Genomic DNA, 25,015 nt, shown 5'->3' on the forward strand with positions numbered 1-25,015 from the left:
CTTGATTTAGGAAACGATCTCTCCCTATATAGAAGCATGTCAGATATTACAGAATCAAGCACTCTTGCTGTGCGCAGCCGTGGCCGTCCGCGCGAATTCGATATGAATGAAGCGCTCGACAAGGCTTTACGCGTGTTCAGCGAACGCGGCTATCACGGCACCTCGATCGGCAATCTGACCGATGCCATGCAATTGGCATCAGGCAGTGTCTACAAGGCGTTCAAGGACAAGCGCGGCGTGTTTCTGGCTGCGTTTGATCGCTATCGGGCTGTGCGGAGCAGCAAGTTGCGCGCGGCTGTCGACACGGACAAAAGGGGTTATGACCGAATCCGTGACGCGCTGGCCTTTTACGCCGACGCGTCCCATGGCGCCACGGGTAAGCAGGGTTGTCTCGTCGTCAGTTGTGCCAGCGAACTGGCGGTCTTCGATCCGGAAGTCGCGAAAAAAGTCGCGACCGCCATGGAGACCAACGAGGCCGTGCTTCTGGAACTGATCGAACAGGGCCAGAAAGATGGCTCAATTCCCGCCCACATTGATGTCGGGCCAACGGCGCGACTGATGCTCTGCCTTGTCCAGGGCATGCGCGTTGTCGGGAAAACCGGGCGTACCCGCGAAGAAATGATGGCCGCCATCACCGTAGCCATGAAAATCCTGACCTGATCGCTTTTACCGATAAACACTCAATTCCCTCCCAAGGAGTTATCCATGTCCTCGCCCCATTCAGACACCCCGTCTGATCATCCAGCCATTTCCCCGTGGTTGACCCTTTTGCTAGCAACCGCCTGCGGATTGATTGCCGCCAACCTTTACTACGGCCAGCCGCTGGCTGGCCCCATCAGTGCTGAACTTGGCATGTCACCGGCAGCGGCTGGTCTCATCGTCACCCTGACACAGATCGGCTATGGCCTCGGCCTGCTGCTGATCGTGCCGCTTGGTGATCTGTTCGAAAACCGCCGTCTCATCCTGATCGTTATTCTCGCCGGCGCTGCAGCCCTGCTTGCTGCAGGTCTGGTGACGCATCCGTTGCCGTTCCTCGCCGCCGCGCTGTTCATTGGCCTCGGCTCGGTCGCCGTGCAGATCCTCGTGCCCTATGCCGCCCACATGGCACCGGAAGCCGTGCGCGGCCGGGTCGTCGGCAATGTCGTCAGCGGCTTGATGCTGGGCATCATGCTGGCCCGCCCCGCCTCCAGCTTTATCGCCCAGTTTTCATCATGGCACGTGGTGTTCTATCTCTCGTCCGCCGCAATGATTATCCTGATGATCGTGCTGGCGCTGGTCCTGCCCAAGCGGGTTCCCACGTCAAAGCTCACATACCGTCAGTTGCTGTCTTCGATGGGCGGCCTTGCGGCGACAACCCCGATCCTGCAGCGCCGCGCGCTGTATCAGGCCTGCATGTTCGGAGCCTTCAGTGTTTTCTGGACCACGACACCGCTGCTTCTGGCCGGTCCGGAATTCGGCCTGTCCCAGGGCGGCATTGCCCTGTTTGCGCTTGCAGGCGTCGCCGGTGCCATTGCGGCTCCCATTGCAGGACGCTGGGCCGATGGCGGCCTGACACGCCCGGCAACGGTTTTTGCTATGCTGCTTGTATCGGCATCGTTTCTGATGACACATCTTGCTCCGCATGGCTCGACACTGGCCCTGGGCCTACTCACGGCGGCGGCCATCCTGCTTGATTTTGGTGTCACCACCAGCCTCGTGCTTGGACAGCGGGCCATTTTCTCCCTCGGGCCGGAGTACCGCAATCGTTTGAACGGGCTTTACATGGCAACGTTCTTTACCGGCGGCGCCGTAGGTTCCGCTGTCGGCGGTTGGGCCTTTGCCCATGGCGGCTGGTGGCTGACCTCCTGGCTCGGATTTGCCCTTCCGGTGCTGGCACTTCTCTATTTCACCACAGAGAAGCGCGCTGTTCTGGCACCCGCCACGTAGATCTTAATGCGGGGCATTCTGCGCCCCGCAACCCGGCACATCTTGTAGTTTGTAGTAGACCGGTATGCCCCGCTCATTGGCAATGCGGACATCATTGTCAGCTCCCTTTGAAGCACCTGGAAGACGCAGGATCGCGTCGCACAGCGCGATCAGCCGGCCGGCGGCAGGATGGAATATCTGCTCGTAGAGATCATCGCCGATCTGCTTGCCACCGGCCGCATGCCATACGGGCAATGCCACCCATTCACCAATCATCGGCAGATGCCCGGCTTGAAACAGCGGCCAGGAGACCTCCTCCAGCCGCTTCAGATTGGCAGCCATCTTGTCGGCATCGTCATTGGTTCCGGACCGGTATGGGCCCGCGATCAGAATAAGCATGGGTTTCTCCTTAAGCTTTGTGCAGATCAGGCGAAAATGTGCAGCGCTGCATGCTGCAGCAGCATGATTGTCTTGGCATCCTGAATGGTGCCTGCACCAATCATGGCAAACGCTTGGTCGAATGGCAGTTCGAGGACATCGATATCCTCGCCCTCGGATTCCTCGCCGCCACCATTCGAGACACGATCGGAAGAGGTGTATTCCCCAGTAAAGAAATAGAGTTTTTCCGTCACGGACCCCGGACTCATGAAGGCTTCGAAGATCTTCCGGACGTGCTGCACACGATAGCCTGTCTCCTCCTCCACCTCCTTGCGGATGCGTTCTTCAGGCGATGCATTGTCGAGCAGGCCCGCAGGCGCTTCGATCAGGAGTTCCGCGCAGCCGTTGACGAACGCCGGGTAGCGGAACTGACACGTCAGAATGACGGTCCGCCGTTCCTTGTCATAGAGCAGGATCGTTGCGCCATTGCCGCGATCATAGGTTTCCCGGCTCTGCGTCTGCCACGTACCGTCATTGCGCAGATAATCGAAAGTCGTCTTCTTCAGCACATACCAGTCAGCGGAAAGGGTCTTCACGTCTCGGATACGCACACGTTCAGCAAGCTTCGTCATCGGATATCACCATGTTAGAGATGACTTGATAAAACGTGCAGTTTCGTGCAGAGTCAAGAAATATCATGCAAAGTTGAGGATCAAATGCTGACGCAGCAGCGCAAGGCCCACATTCTCGCAGTATTGAAGAACAGGGGGGAAGTCGTCGCCAAGGCTCTCAGCCAGCAGCTCAACCTGTCTGAAGACACGATCCGGCGTGATCTGCGGGAGCTCGCGGCGGAAGGATTGTTGCAGCGGGTGCACGGCGGGGCGCTGCCCGCTTCGCCTGCCCTCGCCGACTTCTCCGGTCGCCAGGCAATTGCCACGGATGGCAAAAGAGCCATAGGCCGTACAGCAGCGGCCATGATCCGATCCGGACAGGTGATCTTCGTCGATGGCGGTACCACAGCCGTGCAACTTGTCCGCCATCTGCCGCCGGAACTCGAGGCGACCATCATTACTCATAGTCCAAGCATAGCCGTTGAACTCGTCGGCCACCCCGGCGTTACCGTAGAGATGATTGGCGGCAGGCTGTTCAAGCACTCGGTCGTCGCCGTGGGCGCATCGGCAATCGAGGCCATCGCCCGCTTTCGCGCTGATATCTATTTTATGGGTGTAACCGGAATTCACCCGGAAATCGGACTGACCACCGGCGACTCCGAAGAAGCTGTCATGAAGCGGACGCTATCCCGCCACGCGGCGGAAACCATCGTGCTCGCCTCGAACGAAAAACTGGGAGCAGCATCGTCCTATGTGATCCTGCCCATGAATGAGGTTCAGGGTCTGATCGTCGAATGCAGCACGCAAGAAGAAGCCGTGGCGACATATCGCAATGCCGGGCTGAGCGTGATGGTGGCCTGGAACGCCAATTAGACGCTATTCCTCGTTGGCTGCGATCAAATTCATCACTTGCTCAAAGGGTTCGCGCGACCGCAACATGCGCGCCAATATCCAGGCACCTTCCAGCGACACCAGAATTTTCATGGCAAATGCCCGCGCGTCCTTATCAGGATGAAATCGCCTGATCTGCTCGGCAAAACTGTTGATCCAGCCTTCCATCACTTCCTTGATCGCAAGCGACAGCCGTTCCGACTTCGGTGTGGTATCAAGCAGGACACTTGTGATGGGACAGCCGAGCGTCCAGCCGGACGCCTCGAACGAATCATAGAGACGCGCGATCATAAGTTCCGCACCCGCCCGGAAAGTCGGCGCATCGCGAAAGCTCTTGTTCAGAATATGAATGATGTAACCGCCGGCACTGCGCACCGCGTGTTCGGCCAGCTCTTCCTTCCCGCCGGGGAAATGAAAATAGAAAGATCCCTTGGGGGCCTTTGCCTTGGCGATGATCTCAGTCAATCCCACACCATGGTAACCGTGCGCCTGGAACAGGATCACGGCGGTATCAATAAAGCGGGTCTTTGCATCTGATGGACGTGGCATGGTTCGCATTATGCATGTTGTATGGCGATCGGTCTAGTGCTACGTTCTATGGCGATTGCCATACAACAAACGGCTATCAAGGGAGATTGCCGATGTCTGACCAGCGCGAACTCAATATGGCCGATTGCGATACATGTGCCCCAGCGGTTCCTGCATCTCGGTTGTTGCAACGCATGCTTGATATGTTGGGCTATTCCGCCGTGAGCAGCCTTGGCTCCGGCAATTCAAGCGAGCTGGTTTCACAGAACTGGGATGGTCTGGAGCCGTTTGAAATGTTGCGCGGATGGCAGAGTGAAAAGAAATAGGTAGCAAGAAACAACCATAATTGTCCGTCAGCGGTTTAAGCGGATCGCAGACACCCCTCAGACAAATGGGTTATGCACGTTATACAAAGCGAAACGCATGAATATAGTATAGTTTGGCTTTTCCAGTCCTCATAAGTTGTAATTTGCAACCATACCTAATGTGATTCGAGTGGAGGATTGCAGCAAGAACCATTCAAAAAGCACATTAATCAAAATTATACCCAAATATTTCCATTTATCTTACAATGGTTTAATATTGAAACCAGCCAAACAGCAGCAAATTTGTGACATAATTGCAACGACCGCTCAGCAACCACTATACAACTATGAGTTGGATGTTGCTGTCCTCAATAAAACTGCACTAAGCAGTATAGGTCAATGAAGACCATTTGGGGGACTACGATGAACATCAAGAGCATTCTCTTCGGCTCTGCTGCAGCCCTCGTTGCAGTAACAGGCGCACGCGCTGCTGACGCAGTTGTTGTCGCTGAACCGGAAGCCGTTGAATACGTTCGCGTCTGCGACGCATACGGTGCGGGCTTTTTCTACATTCCTGGAACTGAAACCTGCCTGAAGATCAGCGGTTATCTGCGTTACGACGCAGCTGGCGGCGACGATGTCTACAGCGGTGGTGAATTGGGCACATGGCAGAAGAAGAGCCGTGCAACAGTTCGTTTCGACGCTCGTTCGGAAACAGAACTCGGCACACTGCGTTCTTTCGCTGAAACACGCTTCGATTACACGAATGGCACACAGAGTGGCGGCTCCATTCCACAGGCATTCATCGAACTCGGCGGCTTCCGCATCGGTGTTGGTGACGAAATCTACGGTTCGTTCCTCGGCTATGCCGGCAACGTTATCAACGATGATGTGATCAACTATCAGTCCGGAACAACCAACCAGGTTAGCTATACCTTCACTGGTGGAAACGGTTTCTCGGCAATCGTTGCTGCTGAACAGGGTTCGTCCATCACCTATCCGACAGGCGGCACAATCGATCACCGCATCGATGACTACATGCCACACGTTCTGGCCGGTGCGAAGTTCGAGCAGGGTTGGGGCGGCATCTCCGGCGTTGTTGGCTATGACTCCCGTGTTGAAGAATGGGCTGGAAAGCTGCGTTTGGACGTCAAATTCTCGGAAACTGTTTCTGCGTTCATCATGGGCGGATATCAGTCTGACTGGGATGACTCCACGTCTGCCAACGGCAACTGGTTCGGCACATGGTACGGCGACTGGGCAGCTTGGGGCGGTCTGACTGCCAAGGTTTCCGACAAAGCCAAGATCAACGGTCAGCTTGCTTACGAAGAAGACGGCACATGGGCTGCAGCCCTGAATGTGAACTACGAGCTGGTTCCTGGCCTCGTAATCACGCCGGAAGTCAACTACACCAAGTTTGATGGACAGCGCGGCGATGACGATGCATTCGGTGGCATGATCCGCTTCCAGCGCAACTTCTAATCAACTGAGATTTGGAGAGATCCCGGGGGCACGCCCCCGGGTTTATAAGGCCTCGGCCCAAAAAGCATCATGTTAATTTGTATCTGGCCATGTAGAAGGACTGCATTTCCGGATTGCGATGATGAGATCTCCAGTCACGTCATTTTCTTGGAACGGTGGGCCGCAAGCCCGCCGTTTTTTGATTCCGGGACGGGTAAAACCCGTTTGAGCTGGTGTCCCGTGCCAAACCGGCAGACCTTCGCCATCCATTTGTAGGATTGTGCAACAAGCTCGCAGGATTGCTCTATGGCTCTGGCCCTAGTTCGGTCCATTGCTGATGGCTTCAACTGTCTCTCCATCCCACAAGGAAATCATCCATGGCTCTTGCTAAAGGCTATGCGGCAACAGACGCATCCAAACCACTCACGCCGTTTGTTTTTGAGCGGCGGGAACCCAATGATGATGACGTCGTCATCTCGGTAAAATATTGCGGCGTATGCCATTCTGATATCCATCAGGCCCGCGACGAATGGGGCGGTTCCAAGTTTCCCATGGTGCCGGGCCATGAAGTGGCGGGCATCGTCAGTGCCGTGGGCTCGAAAGTAACGAAGTTCAAGACAGGCGATCGCGTTGGCGTCGGTTGCTTCGTCAATTCCTGCACGAAATGTGCAGAACGCAACGCCGACCTCGAGCAATACATGCCGGGCATCGTGCAGACCTACAATGATGTCGAAGCTGACGGCGTCACGCCCACCCACGGCGGCTATTCCGATTCCATTGTCGTCAAGGAAGGCTATGTTCTCTCGATTCCGGAGAGCTTGCCGCTCGATGCCGCCGCGCCCCTGCTTTGTGCCGGTATCACGCTTTATTCGCCGCTTCGTCACTGGAAAGCTGGCCCGGGTAAAAAGATAGCCATCGTTGGCATGGGCGGACTTGGCCATATGGGTGTCAAGCTTGGCCACGCCATGGGTGCTGAAATCACCGTTATCAGCCAGACCTTGTCCAAAAAGGACGATGGACTGAAGCTTGGTGCCAGCCACTATTACGCGTCAAGCGATCCTGAAACCTTCAAAACGCTGGCCGGCACATTTGATGTGATCATTTGCACGGCAGGTATAGCAATCGACTGGAATGCCTATCTCGGCCTGCTGAAAATCGATGGCACCATGGTGCTGGTGGGAGCACCGGAACATCCGGTTCCCGTGCATGCGTTTTCAGTCATTGCCGGTCGCAAGAGCCTTGCCGGATCGGGAATCGGTTCGATCAAGGAAACACAGGAGATGCTCGACTTCTGCGGCAAACATAATATCGTTGCCGAAATCGAAACGATCGACATCAAGGACATCAATGCGGCCTATGAACGCGTACTGAAGAGCGATGTGCGTTATCGCTTTGTCATCGATATGGCTACCCTGTAAGATTGCAGGACGTTGGAGGGGCGAATATGCCCCTCATTTCGTTTGAAATGTCATGACATCATACCTTCGCGGAATCAACGACCAACGCAGGCGGTAATTCATCGCCCGCAGCTGACATTCATTGCACCCGTGTCCGGTGAAACCTCTTATCTGACAAGCCGGCTCGAGTTGTTCAGCCAGACCAGAAGTTCATGGGGCGGCATTGGCTTGGCAAAATAATAGCCCTGCATGGTCGTGCAACCGAGTTGACGCAGCACCTGCAAATCGGCATCCGTTTCGACGCCTTCAGCAACGACCTCGATTCCAAGGGACTTGCCGAGACTGAGAATGGACTGCACTACGTTGCGATCGTCTTTTGAGCCGGCAATACCCTGGACGAATGATCGGTCAATCTTGATACGGTCCACATGCAGTTGCCGCAAGGACGACATGGACGAGTAGCCGACGCCAAAATCGTCAACGGCAATCCGCACCCCTTCATTGATCAATGTCGCAAGCTTGCCCTGGACAATTCGGATATCTTTAGCCGTGTCCTCGGTGATCTCGATCTCCAGCATGGAGGCCGGAAGATCGAGTTTGCGCAGTCTCGTGACAATGAGATCGTCCACGTCGATTTGAGCCATTTCCCGCGGTGACATGTTCATCGCCACTCTCAGGTGACCAAGATCCATGGCGCGCAAAGTCTGCATCATCGCGCATGTGTCCTTGAGAATATACCGGAAGAGTGGTTCTGCGAGACCGGACAGGGACGCGACCGCCACCAGATCGGTCGAGGGTATCCAACCGTGTCGAGGGTGCATCCAGCGTACGAGCGCTTCAAAGTCGGTAACCTTGCGTCCGCCATCTCCGAGAATGGGTTGAAACCAGACCTCCAATGAATCAGTGCTCAACGCCTTCGCAAGATCCCTCTCTATGTCACGCCGCATCTCGAGATGATCACGCAGGTCATCATCAAACAGATAATAATGGTTACGACCCTGAGCTTTTGCCCTGTAGAGGGCAGCATCCGCGCGAACCAGCATTTCGTCCACATCGTGCTCGTTGGCGCAGATACCGATACTCACACCGATACGACCTGCATCGAATGCACCGAACGGGATGGATATTGCAGCAATAAGTTCAGTCGCCACGATCGACGGCGCATCATTGTTGCAAGCGGAGTTGTAAAGGACAGCAAACTCATCGCCGCCCCATCGTGCCACAAGTGCATCATCCTGCAGGCTTTGACGCAATCTCCTGCCGACTTCAATCAGCACACGGTCGCCGGCTTTGTGGCCAAAAGCATCGTTGATTGATTTGAAGCCATCAAGATCAAGCAGCATGAGGGTGAAATCTGCCGTATTGGAATGCGGCAGCACAGCGACGGCCTGCATCAGTCCTGCACGATTGAGGAGGCCGGTCAAGGCATCGTGGGCAGCACGGTGCCCCATTTCCACCGCAGCGGCTGTCGCTTCGTCACGCGCTGTTTTCAAGGATTCCGCCATCCATGTGGCTTCATTCTTCAGCCGGCTGGACTGTTGAAACAATCCTTCGCCTTCCCATGCGCCACGTGTCAAAGCGGCAAGGTAAAGGATCGTGGTTGCTGCCAAGCAGTACTGTTCAAATCCGCCTGCATAAACAAGGCAGGCTGCGACAGACACAAGCACCGGCACGATGTAGCAGATCGGCATCCGCGCATAGGCAAATCCGGCGGTGATAGCACCTGCTGTAATGCCGCATAAAAGCGTCAGATAGAAAACTGTCTGCGGCGCAGTATAACCATCACACAGGAGGGCGACAAAGGCCCAGACCACGCCCGACAATGCCGCCGCGATGCACTGCAACAACAGATGATCTTTCACCGATTTGGGATCGAGATTCTTCGGTTCAACCGGCTCATTTGGATTGAGGAGCCTTATCGGGAACTGACACAGAACCACGCGCGCGATATTCACGACGCTGGACGCGACGAACCACAACAGTCCAGCCAGCCAGTGACCGTAATGCAAAGCTACAAACAAACTGGCCAAGCCGAGAATGACGCTCACCGGAATGGAAATCAGCATGCTGCGACGCACGGCCATCAATTGATCGGCGTGGGTCAGATGTTGCAACGACAAGACGCCCGTTGCTGACGGATCGGTGGTGCTCATCATGTATCTGCCAGAACTGCGTTAATTGCCCAATGACAACCTAATGGATATCTCGACAATTATTCGTAACTTTTGCAATCAGAGATAGCTAAGGCATCACTCTGCATCCGTGATCACGCGTAATCAATCTGTCAATTTCCGGACGACGAAAAGACTGCAGCCGGAAATGGCACGACAGGCACCTTGAATGACCGTACGGCCGGTGCTCTACTGCCGCACGCTTGTCCTCTATTTGTTACATCCCTCCCTCGGATTGATTGATCGTGATTGGAGTTGTGGAAATGCGGAACCTTTTTAACAAGAGTATATTTTCGAATCCCCTCCATAGCCGGACTTCGGCTGACCTGAAGGTAGAACAAGAGGCACAAAAGAAGGGGAAGTACGACTGGAAAGACGCGCCCCTTTCCGTCTCTGAGATTGCTGCTATCTGCCTCGACGTTGCTTTTGGAGCAGCCAATGGCGGCCACGACAACGGGTATGCGGCACTTGTGAACTCAGGGGCTGACGCCGGACAAAAATCGCACAAGGCCAAGGGAGGAAAAATCGAGGTCCGTCCAAGCCCGCTGTTTGTTCGCTATGGCCACAGCACAGGCGACCTGACGATCGAAAGTCCTGGCACCCTGAAATACCTCCAACGCAGGAAATACAAGGAACTTGCCGGAACAGGGGTCGGCATCGCAGGATCAGCCGCCTCGATCGGATCGATGGGACATCTCCCGGTAAATCCTGTGTCTATCCTGAAACAGGCCAACACGGTTGGCTCGACATCCGTGCATTTGACAAAACTGAAAATGCTGGCGAAGGAAATCGCGTCTCTCGAAACGACAAGACCGCATACGCAACAGACCGCCGAACAGGAAAGTGCGGGAATTTCCACACTAATCAGTCAGGTCATCAAACTGAAAGCGCATAAAGCCGGGATCGAGGGAGCCAAACTTGCAACCAGCTCCATACCCGTGCTGGGCCAGATCGTTACGGCGGGTCTGACAGGTGGAATTAACGCGACAACATCAGCAGTAAAGACCTTTGACAAAGCCTATCACGCGACGAGCTGCGCGAGGCTCGCCATGACGCTTCACTGGCTCGCCTATAAGGAACAGTTTCGTTCGTATTGCCGGATGCACGGACTGACAGAAGATTACTTTGCCCGAGAGGATTATCTCGCCCATCCAAGGCCACCCCGTCTGACGGGAATGGGTCTCAAAGCGGCCAATGAGACGCTGACCAATGCTGCACGCCCGCCACGCCTGACCGGGATGGGATTGGCGGCCGCCAGGCAGGCATTGGACGAGCATTCGCCGCCAGAAAACCGAAAGCCGACAGCCGACTTTGAAGCGACTGTAAAAAGGGCACGGCAAAATTTTTACTTCGATAAAGAGGCGGGCAATGCGACCAAAATTGTCAATGAACTTTTCACGCGAAGATCGGCACTGGCGGTTTACGGTCACTATGACGTCCTGGCCATCATTATGGAGCCGGGCGGCTGGGTAGCGCTCACGGACAAAATCGCCTCACTATGAGTGATTGCCAGCCACCTCCAGAATATACCGACTGGAAGAGAAAGTCTCCGTCACTCTGATCGTATGGAATTGAAACAGGACTGCAGGAATGGAATCGTTTTCGAATGACCGAGTTTTATAAAGAGCCCAATGAAATCTCGGTCAGCCTGAATAGCGATGAAGCCATCGTGCTGTTTGAGCTTCTGTCTCGCTGGATCAACGACAATAGAGCACCGCCAGCCGATAAGAGCTTTGAACATTCGAGTGAGTTGGCCACCTTGCAGAATGTTTTGACCAGTTTGGAATCTCAACTGGCCGCCCCATTTCGTCAGGACTACAAGCTGATACTTCATCAGTCGAGAGAGCGGGTATCGTCGAGCAGGCCGGACGGCGAATGGTCCTTGACACAAAAAACAATCAAATGAACGCAGCGCCTGCAGAACCAAACCTTCCTCGCAATAGCTGCCTATCTACAATTATGCTGGCGCAGTCCTGAATTTCTTTGTCGGCATTCTATCGCCACATTTGCTCACAAACATGAAAACACGTCAAAAGGAGGCGATCAATGCGGGTCATTCCAGCAGTTCTCTCGATGGCAATTCTGCCGGCAATGTTGGCGCAGCAGGCGTTCAGTGCAGAAAAACGTTTCGCAGACGCAACTGAAACCAACGATCAGCTGATGAAGCTTTACGACAAAGCCGGCGATGTTTGCCTGCGCAACCCAAGCCGCGATGTTCACGTAACCGTAGCCTGCATGTCGATGACAGTCTATGGCGTGGCTTTGAACGAAAGAGGCTGGTGCTACGGCAAAAAGCAGGAAGCGAATGCCTTCAAGAAATGGCACGAGTGTGAGGAAAATTCTGACCGGTTTTCCAAGAGCAGCTTGGCCGGGTTTTGACCGAGGTGCACTATGGCCAAGAGAATCGGCATTCTGATATTCTGGCTGATCGTTCTGGTCCCCGTATGTGTGTTTCTGGGATACCTCATTGGCTATTTGATCGCGCCAGTTCTGTTCTCGGATAAGTTGCACCCCGATTTTTATGAACACGACCGCGAATTATACGCAGGCATATACGGGATCATGTTCACAGGCGGGTTTCTCTATCTCGTTTCCGTGTCCGTGGTTGTGTTCCGGTTCATAAAATCTGTGCGCAGGTGATGGACCTCTCTTGGCCCCTGTACTCCTGGCCGCTGGCCCGGCACCAACCGTCGCCGCCGTCTGGTTGCGCAGTTCCTCGCTCGGCCGACGGCTGCAAATCACGCCTTGCCTTTACAGGTGATTTGCAACCGACATGGGTGGATCATTTTCTCTCGGTGTCTTGATTCCGGAATGCTGCCTCCCCGGCGTCCGATACTTCAACCCACTTCTTGTCGGGTACCGCGCCTGCCACATAGCTGTCATTCCAGTTCCACCATTTGTAAGTCGGCGTCTGGGGATAGCCCTTGGGTGAATCCTCCCATACCTCCTGCCGACCCAGCGGCGTGATGTCGAGATAGTTCCATGTGCTCCCCATCTGCTCGTCGCCGCGATTGTTGATGAAGTAGGTACGGAACACATTGGCGCCGTCGTGGTAAAACACGTTCGTGCCATGCCACTCGTCCACGCCAAAGTCGGAGTCGAAACGATCAGTAAGCGTGAACCATGGGATATCCCAGCCCATCCGGGCTTTCAGCCGGGCGATATCCGCTTGCGGTGCACGTGAGAGAAACACGAGCGAGGTGTCACGGGCGTTGAGATGGGAGAGGTGAGCAACCTGATCGGCCACCATGGAGCACCCCCGGCAACCATGATCAGGCCACCCGTGCACTCCCGGTTCGAAGAAGGCGCGGTAGACTATCAACTGACGACGACCGTCGAAAAGGTCAATCAGGTTTGACTTGCCCTCGGGGCCCTCAAACACATACTGCTTCGTCACCGCCATCCAAGGCATCCGGCGTCGTTCGGCAGCAAGGGCATCACGGGCACGGGTCTGGGCTTTTTCCTTGACCAGAAGCGCTTCACGGGCCGCTTCCCATGCCTTCGGCGACACGATCTCTGGTGTTTGCATGGCAGACTGTCCACTGTTTCCTGCATTTTCGGCTGACGTAGTCATAGCTTTTGAAACCTCCTCATTTCTGTAAGTTCCCGCGTCTGGCGGCTCAGCGGGACTCCACCCGCTGCTCATCACTCGCTCTTGGGCCTGGGATAACTTTGTCACGAAAATTCGAATGCAGGGAGTAACAAGTGTGGCGCGGTTCTGATGAGCGTTGCCGGGCAGCCGGGTTCGACTGGAACTGTCAAACTCAACGGACGCCGCGCGTATAAAGAGTTGGATCAGCGTGAGGCTGCATTCTGTCTTCGTCACCTGGGCGGAAAACATCACTTTTGCCAACGGAAGTCACGATGCCCGAAATCTCGGATGCAACGCGTCGCGCCGGGGAAAGCATACCGTTGCACTCCAGGGGAATCCCATCTCTGCGAAGTCGCGGAGGTCACATGACCAATTGCGCAAAATCAATGGGTATCGAGCTTGGCTGCATAAAAGAGAATGGTGGGCCCGGAGGGACTCGAACCCCCAACCAAGCGGTTATGAGCCGCCGGCTCTAACCAATTGAGCTACAGGCCCCACCTGCAAGCAGAAAACCAATTGGCTCCTGCCCGTCTTCCCCGCGATCAATAGCGGGAAAAATCACGAATGCAATGCCCGATTTGATCTCATCGTCTCATAGACCGATTTCGGGACAAAAATCCACAACTCGTGTGGATTTTCATAAGCTTGGACAGGAGAGCCGCGACCGGTTGACGAAATGATCCGCAGACCGGCCCGCCTCAGCTTTCATGTCAGGAATAATTCAGCCTTCTTCTTTTTCGGCCAGAACAAGCAATTGACGGGCGCTTTCCTCATCAGTGATGAAAACCGTCGGGCGGATCAGCTTCATCGCGCCAAGCAGGGCGTTGATCTTTTCCTTGCCGCCTGAAGTCAGCACGCGTACCGGCACCTTCTGCAAGGTTTCGATGCCCACCGACATGACGAGATCGTGAATCGGATGGTCAACAAGACGCCCCTGCTTGTCGTAGAAATGGAACAGAAGATCGCCGACCGCGCCGCGTTCCGCCAGGGAAGACTGGTGCTCTTCGTTGAGGAAGCCGATGCGGTACGGCGTGCTGGAGGCCGTTTCAATCGCACCGACGCTCAGCAGCACGAGGTCGAGATCTTCCGCCATCTCGAACACGCTTTTCAGACCGCAGCGCTCAATGAGCGCCGTTCTGGTCTCGACGCTGTCCACCAGTGCAGGCGCGGGAATAAGATAACCGTTGCCCTGAAACAGCTGCGCGAACTGCCAGGCAAACTCCGCCGGGTTGAAACGGCGCGGCTGGCTGATACCACCAAGCAGCGAGATGACGGTGAAATCATCCAGCGCCCTCGCCTCAAGATAGGAGAGCGTGCTGAGCAGGGTACGGCCCCAGCCCACGCCCACGCGCATACCGTTGGCAACGACACCGGAAAGATAGTCGCCGGTTGCAGCGCTGATGGCGGGAATCGGATCATTGTCGGGCTGGGATAAGGGCGCAATGATCACCTTGTCGAGACCGAACTGCTGCTCGACCTGCCGTTCCAGCGCGATAAGATCAGAAAGATAGCCTTGAATGCCGATCTTGACCTCGTTGCGGGCGCGCGCCTCGGCCAGCATGCGCACAATGGTGACGCGGCCAACGCCGAGCACTTCGGCAATCTCATTCTGCGTCATCTGCTCAATATAATACATCCAGGCAGCGCGCATACGCATGCGGCTGATCTTCGTGTCAGGCTGCCCTATATCCAATGGGGCCTTTTTTGGACTGTTCGTCGCGCTATTCACCCGCTTGCGTCGATCGGTCAATTCTCATCCCCTTAATTGCTGGTATCCGTTTCCCGCCGGTGCCAGAATTGTGTGCTGACAAGAGAACGATGCACACAGTACACTCCGGCAGAATATTGTTTAGCAAGTCACCAAAAGCAGATACAAAGCATTATCCGCTTTGCAAGTCGAGGTCTGCCACATGATCAGGGATATTTCAAACGAGATTGTCGTCGGCCTCAAGGACCGGTTGCGTGATGTAAGGCACATGATCCGTGCCAGCCGCAGTGACAAGATCAAAAGCGCGACCCATGACGGACCGGAAGTTTTGCTGGGTCACGCCGCGCGCGTCGTTGACAAAGCCCTCACCGTCGCCGAGACAATCTCGATTTCGCTTGTTTCTCAAGACCCTAAGGCCCATTCAACGACGATCGAGGCACGCAGCCTCAGTGCTTATTTTCCCGCTGATACGGCAAAAGGCGAGGCACTGTTCCGCCGCGATGTTTATTACCTGACGAAACGTATTTTTACCATGCTGGGCGCCGAAAACACGGTTGTTCATGAGGCGACCTTTGCTTCAGCCCATGCCGTCATGATTCGCCGGCATGCCGATCAGGTAAAAGCAGCAACCCGGACAAACAGCCTGAAGGATATTGCCAGGGCCTGCGCCACACTGACATTCGAGCTGCAGTCCAGCCACCAGAGCCAGCCATTGCCGCCGCATGTACCGGGAGAGCGCGCCCCTGAAATGGCAACACAGTTCCTGTGTTTTTCGGCAATCGCCCTTGCGATCGGCCTGGCCAGCTACAGCGACAACGAAGAAGCCGGCGATGAGAAACTGGTGGACAGCGCCCTTTTGGCGCTGAAGGCCCGCCAATCGACATTGACCGAAGCCACACAGGGCAAGGACCGGACAGATAACCTGTCCAGCCTCTTTGCATTCCTCATTCCCATACTGCCTTAGAATATCGGCCAAAAAATAGGCCGCGTTCTGTTTACAGCCCGACTTCCTGAGCTGTTTTAAACCCATCCAAAACGCATTTCTTTGCACGTTGGATGGATGACGGACTCATGCTGAGTTCCGTCAGGCCCATGGCAATGAACGCCGGGATAAGATCAGGCCGACCCGCTGCTTCGCCGCACATGCCTACCATGATTCCGGCTTCGGCACCCGCCTTCGCCGTCAGCTCGATGGCGGCCATGACAGCCGGATGCGTCACGTCGTTCAGCTTGGCCACGACAGGGTTGAGCCGGTCGGCGGCCATGATGTACTGCGTCAGATCATTGGTGCCGATGGAAAAGAAAGCAACTTCCCGCGCCAGAGCGGGAGCAACAAGCACTGCAGCCGGTGTCTCGATCATCACACCAAGATCGAAATGCGCGAAAGCCCTGCCCTCAGCCGCAAGTTCTTTTGCGCATTCGTCGATCAATATGCGCGTTGCCTGAACCTCGCCAACACCTGAGATCATCGGCAGCATCACCTTGATGTTGCCGTGCACGGCAGCGCGCAGAAGTGCCCGCAATTGCGGCTTGAATACATCCGGCCGGTCAAGGCACATACGGATGCCGCGCCAGCCGAGGAACGGATTTTCCTCATCGGGAAATTCGACCCCTGCGATCGGCTTGTCGCCGCCAATATCAAGTGTCCGAACAATCACGGGGAAAGGCGCAAACGCCTTGGCGAGGCTGGAATAGGTCTCTGCCTGCAAATCTTCCGATGGCAGATGGATATGACGCATGAAAAGGAGTTCAGTGCGGAACAGACCAACACCCATGGCGCCAGCGTCCTTTGCCGCATCTATTTCCTCAAGCGAGCCGATATTGGCGGCAATCTCGATGACCGTACCGTCGGCACGCTTCGGCGTAATATCCTTGTAGGCCGTCAGCGCGCGCTTCTCCGCCTCCGCTTTGACGATCTCCGCCTGAAAATGGCTCGACACCACAGCATCGGGATTGGCAAAAACCTCTCCGCTGTCCCCGTCAAGCGCAACGGTTTTCGCATTCTTCAGATCAAGAACCGGGCGGCCAAGACCGAGCACGGCGGGAATGCCATGGGCGCGGGCGATAATTGCCACATGCGATGTCGCACCGCCATGGCCGCAGATCACCCCGGCAATACGCTTCAAGGGCGCGCGCGCCAGATCCCAGGCACCGATATCGTCCGCAACGAGGATCGAACCCTCTGCCACAGCGTCGAGATTGACGTCTTCCTGCCCGAGCAGCGCCAGGCATATCTGACGGCCGACCGCGTTTACGTCGTCAGCGCGCGCATTGAGATAGGGATCATCCATCGTGGCGAAGTCCGACGCGATTTTTGATGTAGCCCCGATCACCGCCGACACCGCATCAACGCCGCCTTCGACGATGGCAATTGCGCCGCCCGTCAGTTCGTCGTCATTGGCGATGTCCTTCAGCGCAGCGACAATACCGCGATCGCTGTCCGCCAGGCCGGTTTCAGCCAGAGATGCATCCATGCGCCTCTGTACGGTTGTAATCGCCTGTTTCAGCCGCAGGACCTCATCGGCGATCTCGTTGGCTGCAAGCGGACGGTTCTCATGCTTGATTTCAGCGGGAAAAAACCCGTAGACCGGACCGATCGCCACGCCTTCGCTCGCCGCAACGCCGCGCAACTTGCCATGCGACGCAAGCTCGCCTGTCCGTTTGCCGGCGATTTTACGGTCATCGGTCCTCGGGGTCTGTCCTGCGCTCTCTTCTTCTGTTCCAGCGCGCGGGTTTTCCAGATAACCGATCAGGGCCTCGATGGCTTCAATAGCATCGGCACCCGTCGCGCGGACGGTTATTTCTTCGTTTTCCTTGACGCCAAGCAGCATCAGCTTGACCGAACTCTTCGCGCTGACCGACTTGTCGTCCTTTACCAGCTCGATGTCGGATTCAAAGCTCTTGGCGAGTTTGACAAACCGGGTGGCCGGCCGCGCATGCAATCCGTCATGCACCCGCACAATCGTCGAGCGTTCCATGCTTTACTCTCTTTGGTATTTCGTTCTGTTTCGGCCTGTCAGTCCTGACCCTACCCGATGGTTATCGTCGCGCCCACCTTGAGGGTTGAAACCAATTTGCCGGTATCCACTTCCGATGCACAGATTTCACCCGGGCGGTCAACATGATCGGACCCGTTGAATGTGATGACAACATGGCCGATATCCCTGACTTTTTGCCACGCATAATCACCGATACCGGTAATCTTGGCCGAGATATCACCAATCCGGATCACCGATCCGACAGGTGGTGTTGATTCCGACGGCTCACCGTCTACCAGATGCAGGATCGAAACTTCGGCAAGTTCCGGCGGCGCGCCATCGGCAAACAGGATGACAACGCCTCCTTCTGCGAGGTCCGCCACCTCGGGACCCACGGCAGTTACCCGTGTTTTCAAAAGAACTGACATGATGGCGAACCTCTTCTTGTTTCTCGAATAATCAGAATACGATCAGGCTGACAACCCAGGCGATCAGCACTGAAACCGGGCCCATGATCTGGCGGCTGATCAGAACCGCCGGAACACCGATCTCGATTGTTTTCGGCTTGGCCTCGCCCAGCGCCAGACCAACCGGCACGAAGTCGCAGCCAACCTGGGTATTATAGGCGAACAGCGCAGGCAGGGCCATTGCCGGCGAAATCGTACCGTTGGCGATCTGCGGACCGATGATCGCCACCCCGATCACCTGCGCAATCACCGCGCCGGGTCCCAGAATGGGCGACAGGAACGGCAGGCCGCAAATGGCCGAAATAATCAGCAGTCCGACAATGTTGTTGGCAAGCGGGCCCATCGGCTGCGCCAGCACATCACCGATCCCCGTATAGAGAATGAAGCCGATGAGCATGGTCACGAAGGCCATGAAGGGCAGAACGTTACGGATGACCTGATCGATCGTCCGGCGACCGGCATTGAAGAAAATGCCGACGACACGGCCCATGACACGCCCAACCGAGCTGATCAACCCGATCAATCCGCCTTCACCGGCGTCCGATGCGGCAGCCGTTCGGCTGGACATGGCAGCGGCCATCTCTGCCGGTGTCGGCGTTGACGTTCCGCCGGCAACAGTAGCTTCCTGCGATCCGTCAGCCAGTTCGATATTGGCTTCCTTGACGCCCGAGACATAGATGTCTTCGGTGATGAACTGGGCAAGCGGGCCCGACTGGCCAACCGGCGTCAGATTGACGGTTGGAATGCGCTTGCGCGGATAGACGCCGCAGCGTGCCGTTCCACCGCAATCGACGACGACAACCCCCATTTCGCCTTCGACAGGCGGTGCTTTGAAACCGTCGACGGCCTCACCGCCGGTGAGTTCGGCGATACGGCGGGCGACCGGATGAATACCGCCACCCGTGACGGAAACAACCTTGTTGCGCTGCGGCGTCAACTGGATCGTGAGCGGGCCGCCCCAACCATTGGAGCCTCTGGAAATTTTGACTGGCTTATAGGTCTTTGACATTGTTTTTCTCCCCACTCCTGTCTTAAAGCTCGACGCCCTGACGCTTCGCCATGATGGCGGTGATGCGTTCAGTCAGCATGCCTTTGAGGAGGATGACCACGAGACCAACAATGGCGTACCAGATCGCCACTCTGATGTGATAACCGGCGGGAACAACGCCCTTCTTCTCCAGTTCGAGCAGCGCCACGAGAATGCCGCCCCAGACGAAATACTCGCCGGGATTGATGTGCGGGAACAGGCCAAGTGGCGGATGCACATAGGAAACCGCCGCATCGTAGAATGCCGGCTTGTGCTTTTCTTCGAGGAACGACCCGAAGGTGTACGCCATCGGATTGGTCAGGAAGAACACGGAGAGGAGCGGCAGCACCGTATAACGGGTCAGGGCGATGCGCCCGGCGCCACGGGCAATGCCATGGACGCGTTCTTCGCCGACAAGCTCGGTCAATGCATAGAATGCCGTCATCAGCACGACCAGTGTCGGGATAATGCCGGTGACGAAACCGGCAAAGACTTCGCCGCCCTTCTGGAAAATACCGATAAAATACTTGCCTATGCTGGTGAGCCAGCCGAGCTGCTCCTCCTGCTGGACGTTCTGCAGTTTCTGCTTGAATTCCTCGACGGAAATATCACCGCCGCCGGACTGGGCCAGAACCACGAGATCATTGCCCGCGTGATGGATGGCCTGTTTACCGTGCAGCGCAGCGTCCGAAACCATCGACCCTGCCACCGACAGATGGTGCATGGTGACGTCGGCATGCTGCGCCAACATTGTTAGAATTGACATGTTCCCTCCTCCTTTTTGGCCATTTGCTTGGGTACGGCCACCCCCGGGTCTTGGCCCTAAGCGTTGACTGTCTTGATTCCCGCCAGACCTTGCCGCTTCGGCTCGGCTCTGGCACGGTCGATCTGTTCGATCGCGCGCTCCGCCGCCTTGGCCAGGGCCGGATCTTCCACGCCCGAGATAAGCGGATCAGCGCGCAATGCGTTCAGCGTAATTCCCTCGAACTCGGAGCGGCGTGCAAATTTTGCAAATACCGACCTGCCGCGCATGACAAGAAACCGTTGCACGACAAGATCCGGCGTCACCACCACGAGGGCAATAACACCTTTGCCGAAACGTCCGCGCACATTGCCTGCTCCAACATATCCATCATTATATTTCGACGTGATGCCCTTCATGACATCGCCATAGTGGCGCATCTGATACCAGACACCCAGTGACTGCAAAGCCCAAAGGATTCCAAGGGCAAGCAGTCCCCATTGCCACATCGCCATGTCTTCAACCTCCCATTGTCCAGCCATATACATATGCTATGCCGGGACGGAAAAATATAGAACATTTGTTTTTTACAATGTCAATATGTATGATTTCCTGTATCATTGAAAACTTGGCTTCCTTCGCATTGAAGCGTAAGACATTGGTCAGATGGATTGGGGTCAGGATCGGGGCCTGCCCCTGGAGAGATACGGCATGGATTTTCTGTTTCGCGATGAACTGGTGAGTATGCCCGATCTGCGCCACCGCCTGCGGCGGCTACGCTGGTTCCGCATGGCCTTTCGCAAGAATGTCGTGCTCATCGCCGAGCACTATGGCTATCGTTTCACCATCGACGAAACCAAGCTGACCGCCGCCTTTCTGAACTGGATCGAGACTGTCGAGCAGCAGAAATCCTTTGCCAAGATTGACCGGAAGGATTTCATCATCTTTGCCGCTGGTCTGGTGCTCAAGGAACTCATTACCGAAGCGCCTGCCAAGGTTCAGGGCCATACGCCCCAGACCAATGCCAACGCGACCGAAATGGCCGATATTATCGCCTTCTGGCCCGAAGGTTTTCTCTATACCAACTTCTGTGTCGGCACGATTGCCGCCATCTACGAGCAGGAATTCGGTGTGGCACCGCAGATTGCCAGTTGCGCCAATGACCTGCGAACCTGGTGGTCCTACAAGGAAAATGTCAATGAAATGCCCGGCTATGCCATCGCCTTTCTCGACAAGTTCCTTGGTGCGGAACCAAACTGGGTCATGCCCAATCTGGCATCCGCCCGCAGCGCCATCCAGCGTGCCCTGATCACGTCAAAAGGTGGCAGTCGTTTGACAGGCTCTACTGCACCGACCGGCTGATTTCGCGCAATATCCGCACCACCTTTTCCCGCTGTTCCAGCTGCGGCATGTGCCCCGTACCAGCGAAGACGTGCACAGCGATGTCGCCCGGCAAGCCCGAGGCATGGGCGGCGGGAATGATCCGATCGGCCGCGCCAAATATCACCCGGACCGGTATGATCAGTCCGGCAAGATTTCTGCGGATATCGAAGACCTGCGTTCCATCGGCAAAGAAGCGGTCAGCCACCAGCTGCTGGGCACCGCGCAATCCCTCATCCTGCGACTGGGCAAGCGTTGCCTTGACGAAGGATTTGGTCAGAAGGCTCTCGTCCTGAACCAGCAGTTTCATCCATGCGAGAAGGCTTGGCTCTGATCTTGCCCGGACAAAGCCTTGCAGGAATGCTCCGTTGATTTCAGGGCCGAGACCGGCTGGCGCGATCAGCGTCAGGGCACGGATATCAAGGTTGCCGCGTGCCGCAACCTTGGCCGCAACCGCCGCTCCGAACGAATGCGCCGCCACCACAACCGGTCCTGCATGATGGGTTGCAATCGTCTGTTCGACCAGCGCTGCGATGGAATCGATATCCGCGGGAATTTCCCGCGATGATTCGCCATGGCCCGGCAAGTCAATGGCGAGGATCGGATTGTCGAGTGTTGTCCCCGCCAGCATGGGTCGCCAGCTGTTGAGGTCGGAGCCGAAACCGTGGATCAGCACGAAAGGGACCCGAGCTGGATCATTGCCCTGTCGCAGCCAGACCGTATGAAGCGGCGCATCACCGGTCTTTGCAGCAACGGGAATGACAACAGCAGGCTTGGCATCCGCTGGCCGGGCGCTGGCTTCAACGTCTTTGCGTTGAATCCGCCCCTTTGGGCCTGAACCCGCAACGGATGCCAGATCGATCCCGCTCTCCCTGGCGATCCGCCGCGCCAATGGGGTTGCACGCACACCCTCCGATTGGGTTGCCGGTGCAACCTGCAGGCTTTCAGTGACAACTTTTGCTGGCACTAAGGCGGCAGGTTCAACAGCCTTGCGGGAAACGGCAGGCTCGGCCACATCCGGCTTACTTGCCGCGGCAACATAGTCTTCGCCCTCGGCATAAATCCACGCAACGCACTGGCCCACAGGCACGACTGTCCCTTCCGCGGCCTTGACATCACGCAGCACGCCGGAGGCTGGTGCGTCCACTTCCATGGCGGCCTTGTCAGTCTCGATCTCGAACAGCAGTTGACCCTTCGAAACGCTGTCGCCCTCCTTGGCGTACCAGCGCGAAATCTGGCCGGTCTCCATATCCATGTCGACCTTGGGCAGGATGACTTCGGTAGGCATGAGCTAACGTACCCCCTTCACAAGATCACGGGCGCTGGCGAGAATGCCCGGCACCTGCGGAACGGTGGCTTTTTCCAGCTCCGGATTGTAAGGAATAGGTGTCTCCGCGCCGCCAAGACGCACAATCGGCGCGTCGAGATAATCGAATGCCTCGCTTTCGGCAATCATGGCGCTGACTTCCGCGCCGACGCCGAGGGTCTTCACGCCCTCATAGACGCACATCAGCTTCGACGTCTTCTTGACGCTGGCAATGATCGTATCCTTGTCCATCGGCCGGACCGTTCTCAGGTCAACGACTTCGACGTTGATCCCTTCCTTTTCCAGCTCCTTCGCCGCTTCCAGCGCCTTGTGTACCATGATCGCGGAGGCAACGATGGTGAGGTCCGTGCCTTCGCGCACGACGGCCGCCTTGCCGATCGGCACGGTATAGTAGCCCTCGGGCACCGGTCCCTTCATCTTGTAGAGCAGCTTGTGCTCGAAGATCATCACCGGGTCCGGATCTTCAATGGCCGCAAGCAACATGCCCTTGGCATCGTAGGGTGTGGACGGCTGGATGACCTTCAGGCCGGGCACATGGCCGAGCCATGCTTCAAGGCTCTGGCTGTGCTGGGCTGCCGCACCCGTGCCGGAACCGGCTGGAAAGCGCATGACCAGCGGCACAGAAACAGCGCCGCCCAGCATATAACGGATTTTCGCCGCCTGATTGACGATCTGCTCCATGGCCAGCGCCGCAAAATCAGAGAACTGGAACTCGAAGATCGGCCGCATGCCGGTCAACGCCGCACCAACGGCAACGCCTGCACCGCCAAGTTCGGAAATCGGCGTATCCATGACCCGGTCTTCGCCAAAACGGTGCACGAGATCGCCGGTGACCTGAAAGGCACCGCCGTAAACACCGATATCCTCACCCATGAGGAACACCCGGTCATCGGCCTCCATGGCAAGGGCCATAGCTTCCTGGATAGCCTGCGAATAGCTCAGCTCGCGAATTGTCTCGTTCATCTGGAAGTCTTTCAGTCCGTGTACACGTCGCGTGTGAGATTGTTCAGATCAGGGGATGGGCTGTTCTTGGCAAATTCGATCGCCGCCGCGATCTCCTTCTCCACATCCGCGCGGATTGCCTCGATATCCCCATCGGTGACGAAGCCGAATTCCTTCAGCTGCGTCTCGAAGAGATCAATGGGATCGCGATTGGCGATCCAGTCTTCGATTTCTTCCTTGGTCCGATAGCGGTTCCGATCGCTCTTGGAATGGCCGCGATGACGGTAGGTCTTGCACTCGATCAGCGTGGGACCTTCGCCGCGCCGTGCCCGCTCGACCGCCTCGTTGGAAGCCTCTGCTACATCAGACAGATTGTTGCCGTCGACGATCACACCGGGCATGTTATAACCGGCGGCGCGATCCGCCACATTCGCTACGGCTGTTGATCGCTTGGTCGAGGTCGACATGCCATAGCCATTGTTCTCGCAGACGAAAACCACCGGCAGTTTCCAGATCGCGGCAATATTCAGCGCCTCGTGGAAGGCACCCTCATTATTGGCACCATCGCCGAAATAGGAGATGACCACCTTGCCGTTCTTCTGTTTCTTGGCGGACAGCGCGGCGCCAACGGCAATCGGAATGCCCCCGCCGACAATGCCGTTCGCACCAAGATTGCCCTTGGACACGTCGGCGATATGCATGGAACCGCCCCGGCCCTTGCAATAGCCGGTTTCCTTGCCGAAGAACTCGGCAAACATTTTTGACACTTCCGCGCCCTTGGCGATGCAATGGCCATGGCCACGATGGGTGGAGGTGATCATGTCGTCTTCGTGCAGCGGCAGGGATATGCCGACGGCGCTTGCTTCCTGTCCTATGGAAAGGTGCATCGTGCCGTGGATGAGCCCGCGCGTGTAGGATTCTTCCGCGCCCTCTTCGAAGCGGCGGATGAGATACATCTTGCGCAGGGCTTCCTTCAGCTGCTCCGGAGAATAATGCCGGAACGCGAAAGGAAGATTGCTGCCATCGTCCTTGAATTTGGCGTTGGTGGCGGGAGCCATGATTGGCACTCCTTGGCTGGTTGCCCTGAATTCTGGTTGCTGGACATCACCCGCCATAAACGAGTTTGTCCTGTCTTTGTCTGAGTTCGACGATCTTGGAGCCGGGGATGGGTGCGGCATTGGCGCTGGTGATGAGTTCGCCCTTGG

At 56.4% G+C, this 25,015-nt stretch carries 26 protein-coding genes and 1 tRNA gene; 12 read left to right on the top strand and 15 right to left on the bottom strand.

All coding sequences use genetic code 11. The features are described 5' to 3' along the window. The first annotated feature begins 36 nt into the window (after window positions 1-36). Both FHW16_RS12200 and FHW16_RS12205 read left to right on the top strand, forming a co-directional pair. Window positions 37-660 carry a TetR/AcrR family transcriptional regulator gene (locus FHW16_RS12200; RefSeq protein WP_182549447.1) on the top strand — a complete coding sequence of 208 codons (624 nt, stop codon included), beginning with the start codon at window positions 37-39 and terminating at the stop codon, window positions 658-660. A gap of 45 nt (window positions 661-705) precedes the next feature. Beyond that, complete coding sequence (locus tag FHW16_RS12205) at window positions 706-1,926, top strand: MFS transporter (protein WP_182549448.1); 1,221 nt, start codon at window positions 706-708, stop codon at window positions 1,924-1,926. 3 nt (window positions 1,927-1,929) lie between these two features. Here FHW16_RS12205 and FHW16_RS12210 read toward each other — a convergent pair whose 3' ends face one another. Together FHW16_RS12210 and FHW16_RS12215 are read right to left on the bottom strand one after the other, a co-directional pair. Beyond that, window positions 1,930-2,304 carry a DUF4406 domain-containing protein gene (locus FHW16_RS12210; protein WP_182549449.1) on the bottom strand — a complete coding sequence of 125 codons (375 nt, stop codon included), beginning with the start codon at window positions 2,302-2,304 and terminating at the stop codon, window positions 1,930-1,932. 26 nt (window positions 2,305-2,330) lie between these two features. Then, window positions 2,331-2,915, bottom strand: coding sequence for an NUDIX domain-containing protein (locus FHW16_RS12215; RefSeq protein WP_182549450.1), 585 nt, complete (start codon window positions 2,913-2,915; stop codon window positions 2,331-2,333). Window positions 2,916-2,999: 84 nt separating this feature from the next. Here FHW16_RS12215 and FHW16_RS12220 point away from each other — a divergent pair, with 84 nt between their 5' ends. Next, window positions 3,000-3,767, top strand: a complete 768-nt coding sequence (locus FHW16_RS12220) for a DeoR/GlpR family DNA-binding transcription regulator (protein WP_182549451.1) — start codon at window positions 3,000-3,002, stop codon at window positions 3,765-3,767. 3 nt (window positions 3,768-3,770) lie between these two features. Here the strand turns inward: FHW16_RS12220 and FHW16_RS12225 are convergent, their stop codons facing one another. Then, on the bottom strand, window positions 3,771-4,334 hold the full coding sequence (locus tag FHW16_RS12225; RefSeq protein WP_182549452.1) for a TetR/AcrR family transcriptional regulator: 564 nt from the start codon (window positions 4,332-4,334) through the stop codon (window positions 3,771-3,773). A 92-nt stretch (window positions 4,335-4,426) separates the two neighbouring features. Between FHW16_RS12225 and FHW16_RS12230 the strand changes: the two genes are divergently transcribed. The 3 genes from FHW16_RS12230 (at window position 4,427) to FHW16_RS12240 (ending at window position 7,497) form a co-directional block, all read left to right on the top strand. After that, complete coding sequence (locus tag FHW16_RS12230; protein ID WP_182549453.1) at window positions 4,427-4,639, top strand: hypothetical protein; 213 nt, start codon at window positions 4,427-4,429, stop codon at window positions 4,637-4,639. Window positions 4,640-5,041: 402 nt separating this feature from the next. Continuing rightward, window positions 5,042-6,100, top strand: a complete 1,059-nt coding sequence (locus tag FHW16_RS12235) for a porin (RefSeq protein WP_182549454.1) — start codon at window positions 5,042-5,044, stop codon at window positions 6,098-6,100. A 356-nt stretch (window positions 6,101-6,456) separates the two neighbouring features. Continuing rightward, window positions 6,457-7,497, top strand: a complete 1,041-nt coding sequence (locus FHW16_RS12240) for an NAD(P)-dependent alcohol dehydrogenase (RefSeq protein WP_182549455.1) — start codon at window positions 6,457-6,459, stop codon at window positions 7,495-7,497. A gap of 146 nt (window positions 7,498-7,643) precedes the next feature. Here FHW16_RS12240 and FHW16_RS12245 read toward each other — a convergent pair whose 3' ends face one another. After that, window positions 7,644-9,632, bottom strand: a complete 1,989-nt coding sequence (locus tag FHW16_RS12245; RefSeq protein WP_246711726.1) for a putative bifunctional diguanylate cyclase/phosphodiesterase — start codon at window positions 9,630-9,632, stop codon at window positions 7,644-7,646. A gap of 278 nt (window positions 9,633-9,910) precedes the next feature. On the opposite strand from FHW16_RS12245, the gene FHW16_RS12250 reads away from it, so the two are divergent. The 4 genes from FHW16_RS12250 (at window position 9,911) to FHW16_RS12265 (ending at window position 12,287) form a co-directional block, all read left to right on the top strand. Then, window positions 9,911-11,149: a hypothetical protein gene (locus tag FHW16_RS12250; RefSeq protein ID WP_182549457.1), complete on the top strand. Its 1,239-nt coding sequence runs from the start codon at window positions 9,911-9,913 to the stop codon at window positions 11,147-11,149. 104 nt (window positions 11,150-11,253) lie between these two features. Beyond that, window positions 11,254-11,553: a hypothetical protein gene (locus FHW16_RS12255; protein WP_182549458.1), complete on the top strand. Its 300-nt coding sequence runs from the start codon at window positions 11,254-11,256 to the stop codon at window positions 11,551-11,553. Window positions 11,554-11,693: 140 nt separating this feature from the next. Continuing rightward, on the top strand, window positions 11,694-12,026 hold the full coding sequence (locus FHW16_RS12260; RefSeq protein WP_182549459.1) for a hypothetical protein: 333 nt from the start codon (window positions 11,694-11,696) through the stop codon (window positions 12,024-12,026). 12 nt (window positions 12,027-12,038) lie between these two features. After that, window positions 12,039-12,287 carry a hypothetical protein gene (locus tag FHW16_RS12265; protein WP_182549460.1) on the top strand — a complete coding sequence of 83 codons (249 nt, stop codon included), beginning with the start codon at window positions 12,039-12,041 and terminating at the stop codon, window positions 12,285-12,287. Window positions 12,288-12,429: 142 nt separating this feature from the next. Here FHW16_RS12265 and FHW16_RS12270 read toward each other — a convergent pair whose 3' ends face one another. The 3 genes from FHW16_RS12270 to FHW16_RS12280 all read right to left on the bottom strand — a co-directional run bounded on the left by FHW16_RS12270 (window position 12,430) and on the right by FHW16_RS12280 (window position 14,968). After that, entirely contained in the window at window positions 12,430-13,221 is a 792-nt protein-coding gene (locus tag FHW16_RS12270; protein ID WP_182549461.1) for a DUF899 domain-containing protein, read from the bottom strand. 436 nt (window positions 13,222-13,657) lie between these two features. Further along, window positions 13,658-13,734 (bottom strand) — tRNA-Ile (locus FHW16_RS12275). Between the two features lie 226 nt (window positions 13,735-13,960). After that, window positions 13,961-14,968 (bottom strand): sugar-binding transcriptional regulator, encoded by a 1,008-nt coding sequence (locus tag FHW16_RS12280; protein ID WP_432652026.1) that lies wholly within the window; start codon window positions 14,966-14,968, stop codon window positions 13,961-13,963. A 181-nt stretch (window positions 14,969-15,149) separates the two neighbouring features. Here FHW16_RS12280 and FHW16_RS12285 point away from each other — a divergent pair, with 181 nt between their 5' ends. Next, window positions 15,150-15,911, top strand: coding sequence for a hypothetical protein (locus FHW16_RS12285; protein WP_182549463.1), 762 nt, complete (start codon window positions 15,150-15,152; stop codon window positions 15,909-15,911). A gap of 31 nt (window positions 15,912-15,942) precedes the next feature. Here the strand turns inward: FHW16_RS12285 and ptsP are convergent, their stop codons facing one another. The 5 genes from ptsP to FHW16_RS12310 are packed head-to-tail and all read right to left on the bottom strand — an operon-like array spanning window position 15,943 to window position 20,676. Next, window positions 15,943-17,925: a phosphoenolpyruvate--protein phosphotransferase gene (ptsP, locus tag FHW16_RS12290; RefSeq protein ID WP_182549464.1), complete on the bottom strand. Its 1,983-nt coding sequence runs from the start codon at window positions 17,923-17,925 to the stop codon at window positions 15,943-15,945. A 50-nt stretch (window positions 17,926-17,975) separates the two neighbouring features. Then, window positions 17,976-18,353 (bottom strand): PTS glucitol/sorbitol transporter subunit IIA, encoded by a 378-nt coding sequence (locus FHW16_RS12295; RefSeq protein WP_182549465.1) that lies wholly within the window; start codon window positions 18,351-18,353, stop codon window positions 17,976-17,978. A gap of 31 nt (window positions 18,354-18,384) precedes the next feature. Continuing rightward, window positions 18,385-19,401 (bottom strand): PTS glucitol/sorbitol transporter subunit IIB, encoded by a 1,017-nt coding sequence (srlE, locus tag FHW16_RS12300; RefSeq protein ID WP_182549466.1) that lies wholly within the window; start codon window positions 19,399-19,401, stop codon window positions 18,385-18,387. Window positions 19,402-19,423: 22 nt separating this feature from the next. Next, window positions 19,424-20,185: a PTS glucitol/sorbitol transporter subunit IIC gene (srlA, locus tag FHW16_RS12305; RefSeq protein ID WP_182549467.1), complete on the bottom strand. Its 762-nt coding sequence runs from the start codon at window positions 20,183-20,185 to the stop codon at window positions 19,424-19,426. 56 nt (window positions 20,186-20,241) lie between these two features. Then, window positions 20,242-20,676 (bottom strand): transcriptional regulator GutM, encoded by a 435-nt coding sequence (locus tag FHW16_RS12310; protein ID WP_182549518.1) that lies wholly within the window; start codon window positions 20,674-20,676, stop codon window positions 20,242-20,244. Window positions 20,677-20,872: 196 nt separating this feature from the next. Here FHW16_RS12310 and FHW16_RS12315 point away from each other — a divergent pair, with 196 nt between their 5' ends. Further along, a complete protein-coding gene (locus FHW16_RS12315) occupies window positions 20,873-21,523 on the top strand; it encodes a hypothetical protein (RefSeq protein WP_182549468.1) in 651 nt (216 codons plus the stop codon). On the opposite strand, the gene FHW16_RS12320 is transcribed toward FHW16_RS12315, so the two are convergent. Genes FHW16_RS12320 through FHW16_RS12330 form a run of 3 tightly spaced genes read right to left on the bottom strand, consistent with a single transcriptional unit; the run spans window position 21,504 to window position 24,868 of the window. Further along, window positions 21,504-22,829, bottom strand: coding sequence for an acetoin dehydrogenase dihydrolipoyllysine-residue acetyltransferase subunit (locus FHW16_RS12320; protein WP_182549469.1), 1,326 nt, complete (start codon window positions 22,827-22,829; stop codon window positions 21,504-21,506). The genes FHW16_RS12315 and FHW16_RS12320 overlap by 20 nt on opposite strands. A gap of 3 nt (window positions 22,830-22,832) precedes the next feature. Next, complete coding sequence (locus FHW16_RS12325; protein WP_182549470.1) at window positions 22,833-23,831, bottom strand: alpha-ketoacid dehydrogenase subunit beta; 999 nt, start codon at window positions 23,829-23,831, stop codon at window positions 22,833-22,835. 11 nt (window positions 23,832-23,842) lie between these two features. Beyond that, window positions 23,843-24,868, bottom strand: a complete 1,026-nt coding sequence (locus FHW16_RS12330) for a thiamine pyrophosphate-dependent dehydrogenase E1 component subunit alpha (protein WP_182549471.1) — start codon at window positions 24,866-24,868, stop codon at window positions 23,843-23,845. Window positions 24,869-25,015 lie beyond the last annotated feature (147 nt).

It is taken from the genome of Phyllobacterium myrsinacearum, from assembly GCF_014138285.1.
Taxonomy (GTDB): Bacteria; Pseudomonadota; Alphaproteobacteria; order Rhizobiales; family Rhizobiaceae; genus Phyllobacterium; species Phyllobacterium myrsinacearum_A.

Bases quoted from the DNA above. Each gene is read 5' to 3' on its own strand.
- FHW16_RS12200 (WP_182549447.1), top strand. From the start codon at position 37: ATGTCAGATATTACAGAATCAAGCACTCTTGCTGTGCGCAGCCGTGGC.
- FHW16_RS12205 (WP_182549448.1), top strand. From the start codon at position 706: ATGTCCTCGCCCCATTCAGACACCCCGTCTGATCATCCAGCCATTTCC.
- FHW16_RS12210 (WP_182549449.1), bottom strand. From the start codon at position 2,304: ATGCTTATTCTGATCGCGGGCCCATACCGGTCCGGAACCAATGACGAT.
- FHW16_RS12215 (WP_182549450.1), bottom strand. From the start codon at position 2,915: ATGACGAAGCTTGCTGAACGTGTGCGTATCCGAGACGTGAAGACCCTT.
- FHW16_RS12220 (WP_182549451.1), top strand. From the start codon at position 3,000: ATGCTGACGCAGCAGCGCAAGGCCCACATTCTCGCAGTATTGAAGAAC.
- FHW16_RS12225 (WP_182549452.1), bottom strand. From the start codon at position 4,334: ATGCCACGTCCATCAGATGCAAAGACCCGCTTTATTGATACCGCCGTG.
- FHW16_RS12230 (WP_182549453.1), top strand. From the start codon at position 4,427: ATGTCTGACCAGCGCGAACTCAATATGGCCGATTGCGATACATGTGCC.
- FHW16_RS12235 (WP_182549454.1), top strand. From the start codon at position 5,042: ATGAACATCAAGAGCATTCTCTTCGGCTCTGCTGCAGCCCTCGTTGCA.
- FHW16_RS12240 (WP_182549455.1), top strand. From the start codon at position 6,457: ATGGCTCTTGCTAAAGGCTATGCGGCAACAGACGCATCCAAACCACTC.
- FHW16_RS12245 (WP_246711726.1), bottom strand. From the start codon at position 9,632: ATGATGAGCACCACCGATCCGTCAGCAACGGGCGTCTTGTCGTTGCAA.
- FHW16_RS12250 (WP_182549457.1), top strand. From the start codon at position 9,911: ATGCGGAACCTTTTTAACAAGAGTATATTTTCGAATCCCCTCCATAGC.
- FHW16_RS12255 (WP_182549458.1), top strand. From the start codon at position 11,254: ATGACCGAGTTTTATAAAGAGCCCAATGAAATCTCGGTCAGCCTGAAT.
- FHW16_RS12260 (WP_182549459.1), top strand. From the start codon at position 11,694: ATGCGGGTCATTCCAGCAGTTCTCTCGATGGCAATTCTGCCGGCAATG.
- FHW16_RS12265 (WP_182549460.1), top strand. From the start codon at position 12,039: ATGGCCAAGAGAATCGGCATTCTGATATTCTGGCTGATCGTTCTGGTC.
- FHW16_RS12270 (WP_182549461.1), bottom strand. From the start codon at position 13,221: ATGACTACGTCAGCCGAAAATGCAGGAAACAGTGGACAGTCTGCCATG.
- FHW16_RS12285 (WP_182549463.1), top strand. From the start codon at position 15,150: ATGATCAGGGATATTTCAAACGAGATTGTCGTCGGCCTCAAGGACCGG.
- ptsP (WP_182549464.1), bottom strand. From the start codon at position 17,925: ATGGAACGCTCGACGATTGTGCGGGTGCATGACGGATTGCATGCGCGG.
- FHW16_RS12295 (WP_182549465.1), bottom strand. From the start codon at position 18,353: ATGTCAGTTCTTTTGAAAACACGGGTAACTGCCGTGGGTCCCGAGGTG.
- srlE (WP_182549466.1), bottom strand. From the start codon at position 19,401: ATGTCAAAGACCTATAAGCCAGTCAAAATTTCCAGAGGCTCCAATGGT.
- srlA (WP_182549467.1), bottom strand. From the start codon at position 20,185: ATGTCAATTCTAACAATGTTGGCGCAGCATGCCGACGTCACCATGCAC.
- FHW16_RS12310 (WP_182549518.1), bottom strand. From the start codon at position 20,676: ATGGCGATGTGGCAATGGGGACTGCTTGCCCTTGGAATCCTTTGGGCT.
- FHW16_RS12315 (WP_182549468.1), top strand. From the start codon at position 20,873: ATGGATTTTCTGTTTCGCGATGAACTGGTGAGTATGCCCGATCTGCGC.
- FHW16_RS12320 (WP_182549469.1), bottom strand. From the start codon at position 22,829: ATGCCTACCGAAGTCATCCTGCCCAAGGTCGACATGGATATGGAGACC.
- FHW16_RS12325 (WP_182549470.1), bottom strand. From the start codon at position 23,831: ATGAACGAGACAATTCGCGAGCTGAGCTATTCGCAGGCTATCCAGGAA.
- FHW16_RS12330 (WP_182549471.1), bottom strand. From the start codon at position 24,868: ATGGCTCCCGCCACCAACGCCAAATTCAAGGACGATGGCAGCAATCTT.